This is a genomic window from Streptomyces sp. NPDC087422, from assembly GCF_044744145.1.
Classification (GTDB): Bacteria; Actinomycetota; Actinomycetes; order Streptomycetales; family Streptomycetaceae; genus Actinacidiphila.
Window position 1 is genome coordinate 289,236 of sequence record NZ_JBIUXT010000008.1, and the last position, 17,772, is coordinate 307,007.

Here is a 17,772-nt window from a genome sequence, read left to right on the forward strand (position 1 = left end):
AGACAACCGCACGCCTTTTGCTCTCCAACCCCGCCCGTGAACGCATGCGGGAGGTGCCCGCGTTCGAGAGCCGAACGCGGACACCTCCCAGCTGACGGCCGCTCCTCAGCGGCTGCCCTTAGTTGTTGACCTTGATGGTGAAGGTCGAGGTGGTGTTCTTGATGTCCTGGAAGTTGTCGCTCAGGTGCAGACCGTTGAAGGTGACGGAACCAACGGCCGGTCCCTGACCGGCCTCCGGCAGCTCATTGGCCCACAGACCGAATCCCGACTTCGCGTCGTACGCGTCACCGCTCTTGTGGGCACCGGTGATCGAGATGTTGGTCAAGATGGTGTCCGTGATCGGGAACTGCGGCTGACCGCCCACGTAGTTGGTCTGGAACATGATGCCGCTGTACGTCGGATCGGTGATGTCCACATCGCTGATGCGGATTCCCTGGAACACCTTCGAGGCCGAGAACAGCCAGATGGCGGGGAAGGTCTGGCCGTTCCAGAAGTGACCGCCCGTTCTGGCGAGCGACACGTTCTGGATGTTGGTCGGCACGGTTCCGAAGCCGTTCATCGCGTAACCGAAGTCCAGCGAACTGACGGTGATTCCGGAGTAGACCAGGGTGTCCGCGATGTAGATGTTCCGGAAGGTGTTGTTGTACCCGCCGTACACCGCGACGCCCGCCGCGCGCCAGGTCAGCAGCGACGTCAGGTTCTCGAACACGTTGTTCTTCTCGTCCGCGCCGCCGGCGTCGATGGCGGAGAACAGCGCGAAGCTGTCGTCACCGGTCGCCCGCGACTCGTTGTTGAAGACGTGGTTGTCCGTGGAGCCGTTCGTCATGTTGACGCCGTCGGCGAACGTGTCACGGATACGGGAGTTGCTGATCACCATGTTGTCGGTGTTGGCACCCCAGTACATGCAGACCGTGTGCTCGACCCAGATGTTGTCGATGGTCATGTTGGCCACGTTGGAGAGGTCGAAGACCTTTCCGGGACCGTCGATGCGCGAGGTGTAGTTGCCGAAGAACGCGAATCCGGAGAACGTCGTCCCGTTGGCGGTGGCGTCCGCGCGGAATCCGGCGTCGGTGTTCGACTGGTCGGCCGGAGTGCGGAAGCGGGTGAACCACGGACCGGCGCCGATCACCTTGATCGACCGGCCGTAGACCTGGAACTTCTGGGCGGTCGAGTAGTCACCGGTCGGCAGGTAGACGCCGAGCTTGGTGGTGTCCTGTCGCGCCGCGTCCAGGGCGTTCTGCACGTCCTGCTGGGTGAAGCCGGCCGGCACGACGTACTTCGTCGGGTCCGGGTTCGGGATCACCGTGGCCTGCTCGGTGTTGATGAAGTCGATCGCGTACGTGCTGGTGTTCGCGGCGTCCTTCTGGAGCTTGATCGTGCTGCCCGCCGGGACGGTCGTCCCGAGCAGCAGGTTGGCCTCGTCGTAGATGTGACGGGGGCCGCCCGCACCCGGGCTGTTGCCGGGGCCGGTCTCGTTGCCGTACAGCCAGGCGTACTTGGACGTCAGGTCGATGGCCTTGAGGAACGTGCCGTTGACGTAGACGTTCAGGTTGGAGTTGATGCCGTCGCCGCCCGCGGCGTCCGGGATGGAGTAGCGGACCACCAGCGTGTTGGTGCTGGCGCGGGTGGTGAAGGACACCGACTGCCCGGTGGAGTTGAGCGTCACCGCCTTGCGGCCGGACGCCTCGCCCGCGATGTCGCCGACGGTCCGGTTGGGACCGACGACCTGGGCGCCGCCGCCGAGCACGCCGTCCTCGGCCTCGTACGAGTCGTACGGCATGTTGGCGCCGCGACCGACGAAGAAGGACAGGGTGCTGGTGTTGTTGGCCTGCTTGGTCGCCACCTCGTTGGCGTCGACGGCGATCACCGTCTTCACGGTGTACTTGCCGTTGACCGCGGTCCAGCTACCCAGGTTGATCGGGCTGGTGGTCGCTCCGGCCGCGATGGCGCCGCTGTAGGAGCCGGTCAGCGTCTTGATGACACTGCCGGTGGTGGCGTCGGCCAGGGTGAGCGTGACGTTGTGCGCGCCGCTCGCCGAGGCCACGGTGCCCTGGTTCTTGATGGCCACCGAGAAGTTGACGTTGTTGCCCGCCGACGGGTTGCCCGGCGACCAGGCGACCGGCGAGGCCACCAGGTCGGAGGTGTCGACCGGCTTGACCACCAGGGCGGTGGGGTTGGTGTAGCTGTTGTTGGTCTCGTTCTGCTCGACGACCTTGTTGGACTCGTCGACCTTGGCGGTGAGCTGGTAGCTGCCCGCGTCCTTCGCGCCGATGTTGGCGGTCACGACGCTGCTCGCGCCCGCGGCCAGCGCGCCGACGGTGCCGGTGCCGACCTTGGTGGTGCCGAGGTAGAAGTTGACGTCGGTGGAGGCCGCCGCGTCGGTGCCGATGTTCTTCACCGTCGCGCTGAGCGTGATCGGGTCGGTCTCGATCGGCGAGGCGGGCGAGGCCGTCAGGGAGCTGACGGTCAGATCGGGGTTGGGCCCCGGTACGCCGATGACCTGGAACTCGGCCGCCTGGCCGCCGCCCGCACCGGTGTTGGAGCTGAAGGTGAGGCGCACGTCAGCGACCCGGCCGGAGACCGGGATCGTCACCGAGTTGCCGGTGGACGGGCTGAAGTTGTACGCGGTCGCGGGCGAGAGCTGGGTGAACGTGCTCGCGCTCTGCTCCCGGCCGGAGACCGCGATGGTCTGGGTCCGGTTGCCCCACGAGGCGTCGGGGTTGAGCTTGACCACCACGGAGCTGGTGTCCACGTTGGAGCCCAGCGAGACGGTCAGGGTGCTGGTGCCGCTGCCTTCCCAGTACGTCGACAGGCTGTCGTCGTTGGCGTTGGCGGCGACGAAGTTCTGCACGGTGGCGGACGCGACGATCGGCTTGCCGACCGCCAGGTTCGTACCGCCGACGCTGGTGCCGTTGCGGGTCACCGTGTTGCTGTTCGCCGACTCGTTCCCGGCCGCGTCCTTGGCCCGTACGAAGTACGAGACGGTCGCGGTGTCGGGCTGGCTGTCGGTGTAGGTCAGCACGTTGGCCGCGGTGGTGGCGATCTGGCTGCCGTTGCGGAAGACCTCGTAGCCGGTGACACCGACGTTGTCGTTCGACGCCGTCCAGGTCAGCTTGATCTGGCCGGAGGCGGGCTGGGTGTACGCCAGGCTGCCCGGTGCGGTCGGCGCCTGCGTGTCACCCGAGGTGCCGGTGCGCGTCACGGTGTTGCTGTGCGCGGACTGGTTGCCCGCCGCGTCCTTGGCGACCACGTAGTACGCCACGGTCGCGGTGTCGGGCTGGCTGTCGGTGTACGTCAGCACGTTCCCGGCCACCGAGGTACGCAGCGCGCCGTTGGCGTACACGTCGTAGCCGGTGACGCCCGTGTCGTCGGTGGAGGCGCTCCAGGTCAGCTTGACCTGGCCGGACGCGGGCTGGGTGTACGCCAGGTTGGCGGGCGCGGTCGGCGCGGTGGTGTCACCGGTCGTCGGCCCGTACACCTCGAACTCGGATATCTGGCCCGCGGGCCAGCCGGTGTTGCCGGTGATGTTCAGCCGGACGTACCGGGTCGTCGTCGAGTTGAAGTTGATGGTCACCGTGTTGGCCGACGACGGGTTGAAGGAGTAACCCGCCGAGGCGACGATGTCGGTGAACGTGGTGCCGTTGGTGCTGCCCTGGACGGCCAGGGTCTGCGTGCGCGTCGACCAGCTCGTGGCCGGCGGCAGCTTCAGCACGACCTGGTTGACCGCCACCGCGGAACCGAGGTCGACCCGGAGCCACTGCGGGAAGGCGTTGTTGGAGCTCTCCCAGTACGAATTCGCGTCGCCGTCAACGGCGTTGCCCGAGCCGTAGACGTCCGCGTGGCTGGACTCCGCGGTCGGCTTGCCCTTGGCGAGGTTGACCGTCGAGGCCGCGGCGGCCTGCGCGGTGATCTCGGAGAGCTGGGCGGAGGACCCGGCGGAGTTCCCGGTCACCTCGGCGCGCACGTAGTGCGCCATGGAGGCCGGGAAGGAGATCTTGACGGTGTTGCCGGTCGACGGGCTGAAGGTGTACTTCGCCGAGCCGACCAGGGTGTTGAAGGTCTCGCCGTCCTCGCTCGCCTGGATCGAGAGCGTCTCCGACCTGGACTTCCACCCCGAGGGGACCTTCAGCCGCACCTGGTCGATGCGGGTGGTGCGGCCCAGGTCGATCTGCGCCCACTGCGGCAGGGACTTGCCCGAACTCTGCCAATAGGTGTTCTGGTCGCCGTCGTTGAGGTGGGCGGCGCTGTTCTTGCCGCTGGTGCTACTGACCGAGACCGCGCTGTCGGTCGCCGGACTTGGCTCTCCCGATGCCATGGCGGGAAGAGCGGACCCGCCCAGGAGCAGCAGGCTCGTCGCGGTCACCCCCGCCATCAGCCGTGGGATGGAGCGCTTCGTTCTCATAGCGTCCCTCTATGTCGTGTCCGGCGCTTCGTCGCGACCGGAGCGGTGGGAGGTTCAGGAGACGGACTATCCGAAACGTGCGGGTTGAGCATATGAAGTTGCGCTCTTCCCATGCAGATCCATCGTTGTTCTGCGAAAAATTTGCGTTTGTGTTGGCAGAGTGTTACAGACGCGCTACGGCGGCGTCTACGCCTCGGAAGGCAACGATTCATGCCATGGCAAAGCCAGTTGGCGGACCTGCCGGTTTCCGGACATGCCTGAGCGCCCGCGCGTGGGCGGGTCGGGTGACAGTGGGTACGCGTGAGAGCGGTCTCACGTCACAGCGGGTTCGCCCCCGTGCTTCAGGGGAAGGCGCGCAGTGCGGCGCCGAGCGTTACGCGCGGTCGTCGGAGCCGGCCAGCGCCTCTTCGACGGAGTCACGGACGGCCAGCACCATCGGCAGTCCGACCAGGCCGAAGAGCCGGGCGACGAAGGGAGAGGGAGCGGCGAGCCACAGGCGACCGGGGCCAAGATCGACATCGGCCCGCAGCAACTCGTTCACCGTGGAGGAGTCACAGAAAGTGACCTGCGACAGATCGAGCACCACGCGGGGCGCGTCGTCGCGCCTGGCCGCGGCCAGCGCAGCCCGCAGCGGCTCCAGGGTTTCCAGGTCGAGCTCGCCGCGCAAGGCGAGGACCAGCGCGGTCCCGGCCCGGCGGACGGCCACCTCGACCGGTCTCCCGGCACCCTCTCCGCCACCGCTCACAGCGCTTCCTTCACTCTCTGCCGCACCGGCGGCCGTACGAGGCGTTCCGTCGCCCCCGTGCTGCCCGACATGCGCAGTCACGCGAGCCACCCTAGTAAGATCGTTGCCACTTGACAACAATATCCATCGGACAAGAGTCTGTGCCGACGCACACGTGTTCGTGTCACGGCATGGGTGCGGGTCGGGATGCGAGTGCGCGGGCGACAGCGCCCGGGGCGGGGAGCGGTGCGTGATGCTAGGCGGAGTCCGCCGCACGGCGTGCGGGGTCGGCGGTGGTCGCACCGGGTACGGCCGCACCGGCGGCGGCACGGCGGAAGGCCGTCAGTCCCTCGGCGAGCGCCGCCAGCTCGTCCGGCGCCATCCGGCCCAGCACGGCCTTCACCTCGCGGGCCCTGAAGTCGCGGAATTCGGCGAGTGCCGCGTGCCCGCGCCGGGTCAGCCGCAGTTCCACCTCGCGGCGGCTGGTCGGGCTCGTCTGCCGGTCCACCAGACCGACCGCCTCCAGCCGGTCGCAGAGCCTGCTCACCGAGGACGGCCGCGATCCCAGCGCGTCGCCCAGTGTCCGCAGATTGGCGCCCTCGTACTGTTCGATCGCGAACAGCGCCCGCACCTGCGACGGTGACAGGGGGCCGGACGGTGCGGCCTCCTGGCCTCTCCCCCACAGGACCTCCAGCAGTTCCGACACAGCACTGGCTTCATGAGCGACCTGCTCATGGCGGTGAGGCGGAACGATGTGGGGCACCTGGCCACTGTGCCACTGACGACGGCCGTTTGTCAGCCCGCGCCTCCCCGTACGGGCCCGCTGCCACCCGCCGCGCCCACCTCGTCACCCCGCCCTCACCTCGGCCGCCGTCCCCGACCCCCCTTCACCGCCACCGTCCGTCAGCACCGCTTCAGCCCCCCACACGCCGTCTCTCCCACCGATCGCAAAGGCTGTCCCGCCCGTGACGAACTTCCTGGCCGTAGAACGCGCTCTGCGCTCCGCGGCTCCCTACGCTCTGCTGGACACCGCGCGCACCGCGCTGGCCGAGCACTACGGCACGGTCTCGGCCGACCTGCTGCTGGCCGACTACAGCACCACGGTGCTCCAGTCGGTCGACGTCTCGGCGCCCGCCAGGCTCTCGCTGCCGGTGCACAACACCCCGCAGGGCAGGGCGTTCGGCAGCCAGCAGCCGGTGGAGCAGCGCGCGGGGCGGGACGGCGAGGTCACCGTGCATCTGCCGGTCACCGTGCGCGGCGACCGGCTGGGCATCCTCACGGTCGTGCTGCCCGCCGACCGGCACGCCGTGCAGGGCGTCGGCGAGCTGGCCGAGGTGGCCGAGCTGCTCGGACGCGAACTGGTGGTCGCCGAGCGGGACACCGACCACTATCTGATCGCGCGCAGGGCCACGCGGCTCACCCTGGCGGCCGAGATGCAGTGGGAGCTGCTGCCGGGCCGCGCCTTCGCCCGGCCCGAGTACGCGCTCGGCGCCCAGCTGGAGCCCGCCTACGCCATCCACGGCGACAACTTCGACTGGTCGGCCAGCCCGGACACCCTGACCCTGGCCATCACCAACGGCATGGGCGCGGGCATCGACGCGTCCCTGCTGACCAGCCTGGCCGTCAACGCGCTGCGCAACGCGCGCCGGGCGGGCATCGGCATCGCCGACCAGGCCGCGCTCGCCGACCAGGCGCTGTGGTCGCGCTACCGCGGCGCCGCCCACGTCGCCACGCTGCTGCTCTCCTTCGACGTGCCCAGCGGTGTGGTGCAGGTGGTGGACGCCGGGTCGCCCCGGCTGTGGCGGCAGCGCGGCAAGACCGTCGAGCGGGTGGCATTCGACGAGCAGCTGCCGCTCGGGATGTTCGAGGAGACCCTGTACGTGGCCGAGGAGTTCCAGGTGCTGCCCGGCGACCGGCTGCTGTTCGCCAGCGACGGCGTCTACGCCACGTACTCCCCCGAGGGCGACGCGTACGGCGACCGGGCGCTGATCCGCGGCCTGTCGGCGACCAGTCTGCTGCCCGCCGCCGACGTGCCGGGCGCGGTGCTGCGCGAGCTGCCCGACTACCGGGGGCACGAAGCGGACGACGACGCGCTGGTGGTCTGCCTCGACTGGTTCGGCCCGCAGGAGGAGACCGGGGCCTGAGCCGTACGGTCGTATACGGTCGCCGCGCCCGTCAGCCGTACGTTGACGCGAGCTCGCGCGCCGGCCGTCAGCGCAGGACCGCACGGGCGGCGCCCAGCCGCTTCTTGATCATGTGCAGCCAGGGGTGCCGGTCGCTCTGCTCGCGCGAGTAGCGGTCCAGCTCCTCCACCAGGCGCTCGGACCGCTTCTCGACGGCCAGCTCGTCCAGGATGCGGTCGACCTCGGCCAGCAGCGCGCCGTGCAGCTGCCACTGCCGGGGGTGCTCGCGCACCTTGGCGAGCAGCAGCTGGGCGGTCCTGTCACGGCTGGCCGTGCTGTCGGTGAGGGCCTGGGCCAGCTGCTCCTCCGCCGACTGCGCGTTGGCCGCGACCTGGGTGGTGATCAGTACGGCGAAGCTCTCGATCGCGTGCGCCACGTGGTCGAACAGCTCCTCCAGTTCGACGGCGACGTCGTCGGGGAACAGCGACTCCTCGGTGCGGTGCTTGGCGAGGTCGGTGAGCGTCCTGGACAGCACGCGCAGCACCACCGCGCAGATCTCCAGGGTGTCGAGCCCCGTCCGCAGCACGATCCGGGAGAGCACGCCCTCGCGGACCCGCGGATTCCACCGCAGGCTGTCCTCCGCCTGCCGCAGCGAGGCGTCGACCTCGACGATGTCGTGGTCGACGCGGCGCGCCTCGTGCAGCCGGGCGGCGGCGCGCTCGACGGGGAGGTGTCCGGCCAGCTCGCCGCCCATGTCGCGGAAGAGGGCGCCCATCCGGCGGGACAGCGACTCGATGGAGCCGCCCGCGGACTGCACCCAGACCGGCGGCGCGAACAGCAGGTTGAACAGCAGGCCGACGCCCGCGCCGATCAGCGTCTCCAGCACCCGGTCCCACGCGGTGTCCGCGACCCGGGTCACGCCGAGGACGAGCATCGCGCTGATCGCGACCTCGGGCACGAACTCGCCGACCCGTACGACGCGGCCGATCAGCAGCGCGCTGAAGATCGTCAGACCCAGGCTCCACCAGCTCAGCCCGACCAGCGCGCTGAAGCCGATGGCGATCAGGACGCCGACCACCACCGAGTTCACCCGCCGGATGCCGGTGGTCAGCGTGGAGTAGAGGGTGACCTGGACGACCAGCAGAGCCGTCAGGGGCGCGGTCAGCGGGGCGGGCTGCGGGGTGAGCTGGACGGCGGCGACATAGGCGATGACGGCCGCGGCGGTGGACCTGAGGGTCTGGGCCGCGGCCGGTTCCGTGGTCCACCGGACCAGCTTGACCATGGGTTCTGGTACGTCGGGCATCCCGTGCACGTTCCCGCTCTCGGCGATCTCAGTGGTCCGGGCCCACCCTAAAGTCGATCTCCTCCGGAACGGCCGGTGGCGCGCCTCGTACGGTCATTCGGGATTGGCGCACGGCACTTCGGGGTTCACCGCACCGCGCTTATTGACATGCTCACGCTGCACCGCTGAAATGTGGTTGCTTTCGTTCGACCCCGTTGGATTGTGCGCCATTGAAATGACTCGGAGCCGCACATGCCGCACGAACGACACACCAAAACACACCACCTCCGGCAGCGTCTCGCGGCCTCGGCCGCGTCGCTCACCCTCGTCGCCGGGGCGGGAGCCGGACTCACCGCACTGGCCGCGACCGCCGCCGTGACCGCTCAGATCGCCGCCGCGCCACCGGCCGCGGCCCTCGACAACGGCCTGGCCCTGACCCCGCAGATGGGTTTCAACAACTGGAATTCCACCGGCTGCGGGTCCCAGTTCAACGAGGCGATGGTCAAGGGCATCGCCGACCTCTTCGTCTCCCAGGGCCTCAAGGCCGCCGGATACACCTACGTCAACCTGGACGACTGCTGGGCGCTGCCCAGCCGCGACGCCTCGGGCAACCTCGTCGCCGACCCCGTGCGCTTCCCCGACGGCATCAAGAACGTCGCCGACTACGTCCACTCCAAGGGGCTGAAATTCGGCCTCTACTCCTCCGCGGGCACCAAGACCTGCAACAGCGCGGGCTTCCCCGGCGGCCTCGGCCACGAGCAGCAGGACGCCAACCTGTGGGCGTCCTGGGGCGTGGACTACCTCAAGTACGACAACTGCAACAACAACAACGTCGACGCGCAGCAGCGCTACAAGGCGATGGGCGACGCGCTGAAGGCCACCGGCCGGCCGATCCTCTACAGCATCTGCGAATGGGGCTCCAACCAGCCGTGGAACTGGGCGCCCGCGGTCGGCAACTCCTGGCGTACGACCGGGGACATCAGCGACTCGTGGTCCAGCATGATCAACATCGCGCACCAGAACCAGCAGCTCGCGCCGTACGCCAAGCCCGGCGCGTGGAACGACCCGGACATGCTGGAGGTCGGCAACGGCGGCATGACCGACACCGAGTACCGCACCCACTTCAGCCTCTGGTCGGAGATGGCCTCGCCGCTGCTGATCGGCAGCGACATCAGGACCGCGTCCGCCGCCACGCTGACGATCCTCAAGAACGCCGACGTGATCGCGGTGGACCAGGACCCGTTGGGCAAGCAGGGCTCGGTGGTCTCCTCCTCCGGCGGCCTCGTGGTGATGTCGAAGCCGCTGGCCAACGGCGACCGCGCGGTGACGCTCACCAATGAGAACGCCTCCGCCCAGACCGTCAGCACCACCGCGCAGGCCGTCGGCGTCGGCGGCGCGTCCTCGTACGCGCTCAAGGACCTGTGGTCCAAGGCGACATCGAGCACCGGCGGCACGATCAGCGCGTCGGTGCCCGCGCACGGCACGGTGATGTTCCGGGTCACCCCGGGCAGCCCGGTGCCGCCGCCGACCGGGCTCAACGAGCTGAGCGACCTGTCGTGGACCTCGGCGGTGAACGCCTGGGGCCCGGTCGAGCGCGACCACAGCAACGGCGAACAGGCCGCGGGCGACGGCAGGACGCTCACCATCGGCGGGACCACGTACGCGAAGGGACTCGGGGTGCACGCGCCCAGTGACATCTCCTACTACGTCGGCGGTCTGTGCGGAAAGCTGACCGTGGACGTCGGGGTGGACGACGAGGTGGGGAGCAACGGCTCGGTGGACTTCCAGATCTACCGCGACTCCACCCTGGTCGCCGACAGCGGGACCCGTACGGGCAACGATGCGGCGGCGCACCTGACCGCCGACCTGACCGGAGGGACGACGCTGCGGCTGGTGGCCACCGACGCGGGCGACGGCATGAACTACGACCACGCCGACTGGGCCGACGCCAAGATGGCCTGCGGCAAAGGCCCTTCGGCCGGCACGCACGCCCTCAGCGACCTCAACTGGTCGTCGGCGGTGAGCGGTTGGGGCCCGGTCGAGCGCGACCGCAGCAACGGCGAACAGGCCGCGGGCGACGGCAGGACGATCACCGTCGGCGGCACCACGTACAGCAAGGGGCTGGGCGTGCACGCGGCCAGCACGGTCGTCTACTACCTGGGCGGCGGGTGCTCCTCGGTCACCGCCGACGTGGGGGTGGACGACGAGGTCGGCAGCAAGGGCTCGGTGGACTTCCAGATCTACCGCGACTCGACGCTGGTCGCCGACAGCGGGGTGGTGACCGGCAGTGACACGGCCCGCCATCTGACGGCCGCTCTGAGCGGCGGTACGGAGCTGCGGTTGGTGGTCACCGACGGCGGCAACGGCAACGACTCCGACCACGCCGACTGGGCGGGGCCGGTACTGACCTGCGGCTGACGCGCAGGACTGGACCAATCATGGCGGCGGAGATTTTTCTCCGCCGCCATCGCCATGTTCACCGTCTCAAGCTCTTGCACACAGCGACAAGCCGCTTAACTCCCTTATCGGGACGAGTGGTTCGTTGACCCTTCGGGTGTCGACATCAAGGCGGACCCGAGTGAATTCGCGGGGCGAATCTCGTTCACTTTCTTGACGTGTCAGCAACAGCGCCGTAATCATCGCAGCATTCAGAGAGCGCTCTCTCGCTCGGCGACCAATCAGGAGACGCCGTGATCGGCAACCCCCCACAGACCCTTCCGTCCCCCACGACACGATTCCCCAGATCGCTGATCTTCGCCTTCGTCGCGGCCCTCGTCGCGACGCTCGCGCTGGCGGTCTCACAGACTCCGGCCAAGGCCGCGGGCACCCTGCTCTCGCAGGCGAAACCGGCCACCGCCTCCTCCACGGAGAACGCGGGCACGCCCGCGTCGGCCGCGGTCGACGGCGACCTCGGCACCCGCTGGTCCAGCGCGGCGGCCGACCCGCAGTGGCTCCAGGTCGACCTCGGCGCCACGTCCACCCTCTCCCAGGTGGTGCTCAACTGGGAGACGGCGTACGCGAAGGCGTACCAGATCCAGGTCTCGGCCAACGGCACGACCTGGACGAACGTCTACAGCACCACGACCGGCGCCGGTGGCACCGAAACCCTCGACGTCACCGGCTCCGGACGCTACGTCCGGATCAACACCACGGCGCGCGCCACCCAATACGGCGTCTCGCTCTGGGAGTTCAAGGTCTACGGCTCCACCGGCACGGGCAACGCGGCCTGCGGTACGGCCAACTCCGCGCTGAACAAGCCCGCGACGGCCTCGTCCACGGAGAACGCGGGCACTCCCGCCTCCGCCGCGGTCGACGGCAACATGGGCACCCGCTGGTCCAGCGCGGCGGCCGACCCGCAGTGGCTCCAGGTCGACCTGGGCAGTTCGCAGAACGTCTGCGGTGTCCAGTTGAGCTGGGAGACGGCGTACGCGAAGGCGTACCAGATCCAGGTCTCGGCCAACGGCACGACCTGGACGAACGCCTACTCCACCACCACGAGCCCCGGCGCGACCGAGCTGATCACCCTGACCGGCACCGGCCGTTACGTCCGGGTCTACACCACCGCGCGCGCCACCCAATACGGCGTCTCGCTCTGGGAGTTCCAGATCTTCACCGGTGGCGGCGGCAGTACGACCCCGCCGACCACACCCCCCACCACACCCCCGACCACCCCGCCCACCACGCCGCCGGGCGGCGCGGTCCTGCTGTCGTACAACAAGCCGGCCTCCGCCTCGACCTACCAGAACGCCAATAGCTGCGTCGGCTGCACGCCGGCCAAGGCGTTCGACGAGGACCCGGCCACCCGGTGGGCGACCAGCGACACCAACGGCTGGGTCGACCCCGGCTGGATCAGCGTCGACCTGGGCGCGACCGCGCACATCACGCAGGTCGTCCTCCAGTGGGACCCGGCCTACGCGACCGCATACCAGATCCAGGTCTCGCCGGACAACACCAACTGGACGAGCATCTACTCCACCACCACCGGCAAGGGCTTCAAGGAGACCCTGAACGTGGACGGCACCGGCCGCTACGTGCGGATGTACGGCACCGCGCGCAGCAACGGCTACGGGTACTCGCTGTGGACCTTCGACGTCTACGGCACCGGCGGCAACCCCACCGCGCCGCCCGCCCTGCCGCCCGACCCGGGCAACCCCACGCACCTGGTGTGGAGCGACGAGTTCAACGGCGCCGCGGGCACCAAGCCGGACACCGGCAAGTGGACCCAGGACATCGGCGGCGGGCAGAACGGCGAGCTGGAGTACTACACCAACGGCGACAACACCTCGATGGACGGCAACGGCAACCTCGTCATCGAGGCCAGGAAGGAGAACGTCCAGGGCCACCAGTACACCTCGGGCCGGATCAACACCTCGGACCACTTCAACTTCACCTACGGCCACGTCGAGGCGCGGATCAAGGTGAGCGGCACGCAGGGTCTGTGGCCCGCGTTCTGGATGCTGGGGTCCAACTTCAAGACGGGCACGCCGTGGCCCAACTCCGGTGAGATCGACATCATGGAGCACGTCGGCAAGGTCGCCGACTCCGTCTACTCCACGCTGCACGCCCCCGCCTACAACGGCGGAAACGGTTACGGGTCCCCGTACACCCTCGCGGGCAGCGACTTCGCCTCGGACTTCCACACCTACGCCGTGGACTGGGACTCCCACCACATGACGTTCTCGGTGGACGGCCACGCCTTCTTCACCGCCGACAAGGCGACAGTGGAGGCGACCAGGGGTCCGTGGGTGTACGACCACCCGTTCTACATCATCCTCAACAACGCGGTGGGCGGTGACTGGCCCGGAGCTCCCGACGCCACCACGGTCTTCCCGCAGCGCATGCTGATCGACTACGTGCGCGTGTCGCAGTAACCGCGACGCCGCGCCCGCCGCGGTAGGCGCGTCCGCCTCCCCGTATGTGATGACGGTTCACACGGGGAGGCGGACGTATGTCCGGGGCAGGGGGTTGCCGGACCGGGGGGTCGGGGGGTTCGAGGACCGCGATCCGCGCTCCGGCGCACCGGGCGGCAATGTTGTCAGGGTCGCGTCATGAGCCTAGAGTGACGCGCGGAGTTTCCGGCCCCCACCCACCGGACACGCGCGGCGAGAGCCGACCGGCAGCATTCACCCGCTCGTAACGCACGGCACATCAGTCACAGGTTCTACGCGCGCAGAATCATCTCCCGCACCCTCACTGACCGCCCCCCACCTGGAGGTTGACGGATGCTTGGAACCCGTGTGCCCCGCAGCCGTGTGCTGATCGGCGCGGCAGCCGCACTGGGCGCGATCGCGCTCGGCGCGGCCGGTCTCAGCGGCGGCTCCGCTCAGGCCGCCCCCGGCGCCCCGGTCGCGCCGGCCGCGGCGACGACGCACCGCGTGCTCTTCGACAACACCAAAGCCGAGACGGCCGGGAACGCCGACTGGATCATCAGCACGAGCCAGCCCGACCCGCTCGGCCAGAACGCCAACCCCACCAAGGAGACGGACTGGACCGGCGCCTTCTCCGCCTGGGGCGTCGCGCTCCAGAAGGCGGGCGGGTACACCCTCAGCACCCTGCCGTCCGGCCGCACGATCACCTACGGCAACAGCTCCAACGCCCAGGACCTCAGCAACTTCGACACCTTCGTGCTGCCCGAGCCGAACGTGAAGCTGAGCGCGGCCGAGAAGACCGCCGTGATGAAATTCGTGCAGAACGGCGGCGGGCTCTTCCTGATCTCCGACCACAACAACAGCGACCGCAACAACGACGGCTGCGACTCCCCCTGCGTCATCAACGACCTGCTGACCAGCAACGGGGTCGACAACACCGACCCGTTCGGCTTCTCCGTCGACCTGCTGGACATCAGCACCGACAATCCGCGGGCCATCAGTGACGCGTCCAACCCGGTGCTGCACGGCCCGTTCGGCAATGTGACGGGCAGCATCCTGCGCGACGGCACCACCTTCACCCTCAAGCCCGCCGACAATCCGAACGTCAAGGGGCTGCTGTACAAGACGGGTTCGTCCGGCAACACCGGCGCGTTCTTCGTCACCAGCACCTTCGGCAGCGGCCGGGTGGCGATCTGGGGTGACAGCTCACCCGCCGACGACGGCACCGGCCAGTCGGGCAACACCCTCTACAACGGCTGGGACGACCCGGCGGGCACCGACGCCGCGCTCGCGCTCAACGCAACGGCCTGGCTGGCGGGTTCGGGATCGGGCGGCACAACGCCGCCCACCACTCCCCCGACCACCCCGCCGACCGGCGGCACCTGCACCGCGCGCCAGCTCCTGGCAAACCCCGGCTTCGAGTCCGGCACTTCGTCGTGGACGGCGACCAGCGGCGTCATCAACAACAACGCGTCGCAGGCGGCGCACAGCGGCTCGTACAAGGCGTGGCTCGACGGTTACGGGACCGCCACCACGGACACCGTCGCGCAGTCGGTGACCATCCCGGCGGGCTGCGCCGCGAGTCTGAGCTTCTGGCTGCACATCGACACCGCGGAGACCGGCACCACCGCCTACGACACGCTCAAGGCGCAGGTCCTGAACTCCTCCGGCACCGTACTGAGCACCCTGGCCACGTACTCCAACGTCAACGCGGCCTCCGGCTTCCAGCAGCGCACCTTCAACCTGGGCGCGTACGCGGGGCAGACGGTCACCGTCAAGTTCACCGGGACCGAGGGCTCCAAGCTCCAGACCTCGTTCGTCATCGACGACACGGCGCTGAACGTGAGCTGAGCGCGGCCGCGGTACGGACGGCCGGGTCCCGGGAGTGGGGGCTCAGCCGTCCGTACCGGTCTCGTCCGGGTCGAATTCGCACCAGACGGCCTTGCCGTCGCCGCGCGGCTCCACGCCCCAGCAGGCGGCGAGCGCGTCGATCATCAGCAGGCCGCGGCCCGAGGTGGCCGCCTCGCCGGGCGATCTGCGGCGCGGCCAGACGCTCGACCGGTCCTGGACCGACAGCCGCACCCGGCGTACCGGTTCCGGCAGCACCTCAAGGGTGAGGACGGCGCCGCCCTCGGTGTGCAGCAGCACATTGACCAGCAGCTCGCCCGCGGCGAGCTCCACGTCGTCGGCGAGGTCGGCCAGGCCCCAGTCGGTGAGCGCCTGCCGCAGGGCGGACCGGGCGTCGGCCAGGCCCTCGGGGTCGGCCTGGTGGACGTAGCTGTGCATCCGCGGGGCGCGCGGGGTGCCGGTGTCGGGGGCGCGGCGCAGGATCAGCAGCGCGACGTCGTCGCCCGAGCCCCAGCGCTCCCAGAGGTTCTCCGCGAGGTGGTCGGCGAGCGCCTCGGCGGGCTGCGGGCCGAAGTGCACCGCCTCGGCCAGCGCCTCCATACCGATGGTGATGTCCAGACCGCGCTCCTCGACCAGGCCGTCGGTGCAGAACACCAGCGTCTCGCCGGGCACCAGGTCGATCCGGGTCTCGGGGAACTCGTGCAGTTCCAGGGTGGTGGCCAGGCCCAGCGGCAGGCCGCCGCGCACGTTCGGCCAGCCCGTACGCCCGTCGGTGTGCCGGATCAGCGGCCCGAGGTGGCCCGCGCGGGCGGCGGAGACGGAGCCGGTGGCGAGGTCGATCTGCGCGTAGGCGCAGGTGGCGAAGCGCTCGGTGTCCAGTTCCGCCAGGAAGCGGGAGGCGCGGGCGAGCACGGTGGACGGCGGGTGGCCCTCGGCCGCGTACGCGCGCAGGGCGATCCTGAGCTGGCCCATCACGGCGGCGGCGTGCGTGTCGTGGCCCTGCACGTCGCCGACGACCAGGCCGACCCGGTTCTGCGGCAGCGCGACCACGTCGTACCAGTCGCCGCCGACCTCCCGCCCGCTGCGCGCCGCGTGGTAGCGGACGGCGATCTCGGCGCCGTCGACGCGCGGGATGTGCCGGGGCAGCATCGCGGCCTGGAGGCCGGTGGCGAACTCCCGCTCCTGGTCGAAGAGGATCGCGCGCTGGAGGGACTGGGCCAGGATGCCCGCGAGCGTCATGTACAGCTCGCGGTCCTCGGGCCGGAATTCGGTGCGGTCGTGGTAGAAGAGCGCGAGGCCGCCGATGGAGCGGGCCTGGGCGACCAGCGGCAGGAAGGCCGCCGCGAAGTTGCTGTCGGAGTCGACGCCCGCGCCGGGCTTCATCTGGGCGCGCAGCAGCGGAAACTTCTCGGCCAGCGCCGGGAAGTCCGTGGCGAACCGCGGCTGCTGCGTGATGACGGCCTGGGTGAGCGGCAGCGAGTCGTCGAGCCGCCGCAGCCGCAGCCCCTCGTAGAAGGACATCTCCCGGCCGCTGAAGGCGACCACCTTGAGATTGCCGGTCTCTATCAGGCCGAGCGTCAGTCCATCGGCGCCGAAGCGCTCCAGGCCGCCCGCGCCGGTGAGTACCGCGATGACGTCGTCGACCGTGACGGCCGTGGACAGCGCCTCGATCGTACGGCGCACGATCGAGGGCAGGCTGCGGCGCTCGTGCCGCGGCGGCGGGGTGCTGGGCGCGGGGGTCTGGGTCAGCTCGGCGGTCGCGTCCCTGACGATGCCCAGGACGCGGTACGCGTTGCCGAGGTCGTCGCGCAGGATGGCGCCCTGGGTGTGCGTCCACTGCTTGGCGCCGTCCCTGCGGGTGACCTGGAAGTATCCGCCGTAGCTGCGGCGGCCCGCTTGCAGGGCCCTGCGCAGCGCGATGTCGAGGCGGGCGCTCTCCTCCGGGGTCACCCGCAGCACCAGCGAGTCGATCCGGCCGTCGAATTCCTCCGGGCGCAGGTCGAAGACGTCGAGTCCCGCCTGGTCGAGGTCGAAGGTGCCGAGGTCGAGGTCCCAGTCGAAGGTGCCCATGCCGTTCATGGCAAGCCGCTCCCCGGGGCCGATCTCCGGGGCCGTCGGCAGACCCGTCGGGAAAGGCCCCACGCGGGGGTCGTAGCCGCCACCTGGTGGCCGCTTGCGTGCCGTCATGCACCTGCTCCGGGGTCGGGCGGCGGTCATCTGACCACATCCGCGAGGCGGGCCACACGGACCACCAGGATAGCTTTGGCATGATTTATCGCCATGAGGGACATTATCCAGCGTCCCACATTCCGCCACGGGGCCGCGCTTCCGCCTTCTGGGCGGCTCGTGCAGGCCGCTCGTACAGGCCGCTCGTACAGGCCGCTCGTACAGGCCGCTCGTACAGGCCGCTCGTACAGGCCGCTCGTACAGGCCGCTCGTGCAGGCCGCTCGTGCAGGCCGCTCGTGCAGGCCGCTCGTGCAGGCCGCTCGTGCAGGCCGCTCGTGCAGGCCGCTCGTGCAGGACG

Annotated in this window: 9 protein-coding genes; 4 read left to right on the plus strand and 5 right to left on the minus strand. The window is 69.7% G+C overall.

Annotated features, from left to right (window positions below; genetic code table 11):
* Window positions 1-118: 118 nt before the first annotated feature.
* The 3 genes from ACIO6U_RS25850 to ACIO6U_RS25860 all read right to left on the minus strand — a co-directional run bounded on the left by ACIO6U_RS25850 (window position 119) and on the right by ACIO6U_RS25860 (window position 5,889).
* Window positions 119-4,402 carry a discoidin domain-containing protein gene (locus ACIO6U_RS25850; RefSeq protein WP_401722668.1) on the minus strand — a complete coding sequence of 1,428 codons (4,284 nt, stop codon included), beginning with the start codon at window positions 4,400-4,402 and terminating at the stop codon, window positions 119-121.
* 373 nt (window positions 4,403-4,775) lie between these two features.
* Window positions 4,776-5,147, minus strand: coding sequence for an STAS domain-containing protein (locus ACIO6U_RS25855; protein WP_355347690.1), 372 nt, complete (start codon window positions 5,145-5,147; stop codon window positions 4,776-4,778).
* A gap of 235 nt (window positions 5,148-5,382) precedes the next feature.
* Window positions 5,383-5,889 carry a MarR family transcriptional regulator gene (locus ACIO6U_RS25860; RefSeq protein WP_355347693.1) on the minus strand — a complete coding sequence of 169 codons (507 nt, stop codon included), beginning with the start codon at window positions 5,887-5,889 and terminating at the stop codon, window positions 5,383-5,385.
* A gap of 202 nt (window positions 5,890-6,091) precedes the next feature.
* Between ACIO6U_RS25860 and ACIO6U_RS25865 the strand changes: the two genes are divergently transcribed.
* Window positions 6,092-7,270 carry a PP2C family protein-serine/threonine phosphatase gene (locus tag ACIO6U_RS25865; RefSeq protein ID WP_355347696.1) on the plus strand — a complete coding sequence of 393 codons (1,179 nt, stop codon included), beginning with the start codon at window positions 6,092-6,094 and terminating at the stop codon, window positions 7,268-7,270.
* Window positions 7,271-7,337: 67 nt separating this feature from the next.
* Here ACIO6U_RS25865 and ACIO6U_RS25870 read toward each other — a convergent pair whose 3' ends face one another.
* Window positions 7,338-8,552 (minus strand): aromatic acid exporter family protein, encoded by a 1,215-nt coding sequence (locus ACIO6U_RS25870; RefSeq protein WP_355347699.1) that lies wholly within the window; start codon window positions 8,550-8,552, stop codon window positions 7,338-7,340.
* A gap of 231 nt (window positions 8,553-8,783) precedes the next feature.
* Between ACIO6U_RS25870 and ACIO6U_RS25875 the strand changes: the two genes are divergently transcribed.
* The 3 genes from ACIO6U_RS25875 to ACIO6U_RS25885 all read left to right on the plus strand — a co-directional run bounded on the left by ACIO6U_RS25875 (window position 8,784) and on the right by ACIO6U_RS25885 (window position 15,250).
* Window positions 8,784-10,949, plus strand: a complete 2,166-nt coding sequence (locus tag ACIO6U_RS25875) for an NPCBM/NEW2 domain-containing protein (protein WP_401722673.1) — start codon at window positions 8,784-8,786, stop codon at window positions 10,947-10,949.
* 332 nt (window positions 10,950-11,281) lie between these two features.
* Complete coding sequence (locus ACIO6U_RS25880; RefSeq protein WP_391050749.1) at window positions 11,282-13,402, plus strand: discoidin domain-containing protein; 2,121 nt, start codon at window positions 11,282-11,284, stop codon at window positions 13,400-13,402.
* Between the two features lie 351 nt (window positions 13,403-13,753).
* A complete protein-coding gene (locus ACIO6U_RS25885) occupies window positions 13,754-15,250 on the plus strand; it encodes a hydrolase (protein WP_401722676.1) in 1,497 nt (498 codons plus the stop codon).
* Window positions 15,251-15,292: 42 nt separating this feature from the next.
* Here ACIO6U_RS25885 and ACIO6U_RS25890 read toward each other — a convergent pair whose 3' ends face one another.
* Window positions 15,293-17,434, minus strand: a complete 2,142-nt coding sequence (locus ACIO6U_RS25890) for a SpoIIE family protein phosphatase (protein ID WP_391050727.1) — start codon at window positions 17,432-17,434, stop codon at window positions 15,293-15,295.
* Window positions 17,435-17,772 lie beyond the last annotated feature (338 nt).